The 1,541-nt window shown below is 66.8% G+C and carries 2 protein-coding genes; both read left to right on the top strand.

The genetic code is table 11. From position 1 onward, the window contains the following. A partial coding sequence (locus tag ACFWVD_RS28520) for an aminotransferase class III-fold pyridoxal phosphate-dependent enzyme (protein ID WP_379247983.1) occupies positions 1–419 on the top strand: 419 nt, incomplete at its 5' end. Between the two features lie 408 nt (positions 420–827). Then, on the top strand, positions 828–1,541 hold a 714-nt coding region (locus ACFWVD_RS28515; protein WP_379247981.1), incomplete at its 3' end, for a gamma-glutamyl-gamma-aminobutyrate hydrolase family protein.

The following is a 1,541-nucleotide window of genomic DNA, read 5'->3' as shown; positions in this document are numbered from 1 at the left end:
CGCTCTGCACCCCGCGGATCGCCGAGGGCATCTCGCGCGGCGAGCTTCCCGTCCTCGCGCACGGACCGACCTTCATGGGCAACCCGCTGGCCGCCGCGGTGGCGGTCGCCTCGATCGAGCTGCTGATCCGGGACGACTGGCGCACCCAGGTCAAGCGGATCGAGGCGGAGCTGCGGACGAACCTGGAGCCGGCCCGGGCGCTGCCGGGCGTGGTCGACGTACGGGTGCTCGGCGCCATCGGCGTGGTCCAGCTCGACCACGACGTGGACGTGACCGCGGCCTCCCGGGCCGCGATGCGCGCGGGAGTGTGGCTGCGCCCCTACCGCGACATGGTCTACACCATGCCCCCGTTCATCACCGGTGACAAGGATCTGGCCCGGATCGCGGAGGGTGTCCTGGCAGCCGTGGAGGCGGGCTGATGCGCCCTCAGCACTGAATGCAGCATTCCGTTCTGATGCTCCGCCAACTGACTCGAGTAACAACTCACCGCGTTCCCGCAGGTGGCAAGTGGGTTGGGTCACACGGGGATGCATATTCGGCCCGGCATGGCTAGCATCGAACGTTGGAACGACCTTCTCGGACCGGCGCACCGGCCACACGAGCACAACGTGCGCCCTGAATGATCCGAGCTGTGACAGACATTACGGGGGCTAGAAAATGTCAGTTTCATCCGCATAGCCATGCGCATCCGCCCGGGCATGCCGACGTGCGCTCAATTCAGCGCCATCGATTCACATCACCGATGAATCACCACCGATAGAAAAGTCGGTCAGCCGGATCACTGTGCCCAAAAGGCCGTTCCGGCCATCAAGGAGCTCGACCACATCGTGATAGACCTGCGGATCCTTCTCGTAGACAACTATGACTCCTACACGTGGAACCTCTTCCAGCTGATATGGAAGGTGGCAGGCGTGCCTCCCGTCGTCGTTCGCAACGACGAGGCGACGGCGGACGAACTGCTCAGACAGGACTTCACCCACGTCGTGATCTCCCCGGGCCCGGGCACCGCGGCCAGGGACGAGGACTTCGGGCTCTGCCGGGACCTCCTGGAACAGGCGACCGTGCCCGTCCTCGGCGTCTGTCTCGGACACCAGGGCCTGGCGCTGGCCTTCGGGGGCGACGTCCGGCACGCGCCGGAGATCGTCCACGGGCAGACCAGTGCGATCACCCACACCGGAACCGGTGTCTTCGCCGGTGTACCGCAGGGCTTCCGGGCCGTGCGCTACCACTCCCTCACCGTCACCGAGCCGCTGCCCGCGGACCTCGTCGCGACGGCCTGGTCCGAGGGCGGGCTGCTGATGGGCCTCCAGCACCGCGAACGGCCCCTGTACGGGGTGCAGTTCCATCCCGAGTCGGTGGACAGCGAGTACGGCGAGGAGATCATCGCCAATTTCCTCGGCGTCACGCCCACGCTCCGCTGGAGCGAACTCGACGTCGAACTCGACACCGAGGGCCTGTTCCTGCGCGCCTTCGCGGAGAGCCCGTACAGCTTCTGGCTCGACAGCTCGCGCACGGCGTACGGGATGGGCCGCTACAGCTAC

This window comes from Nocardia sp. NPDC058666 (assembly GCF_042714895.1).
In the GTDB taxonomy this organism is placed as follows: domain Bacteria; phylum Actinomycetota; class Actinomycetes; order Mycobacteriales; family Mycobacteriaceae; genus Nocardia.
Note: the sequence above shows the minus strand (reverse complement) of the source record. Positions and strands in the feature narration are given on the sequence as shown.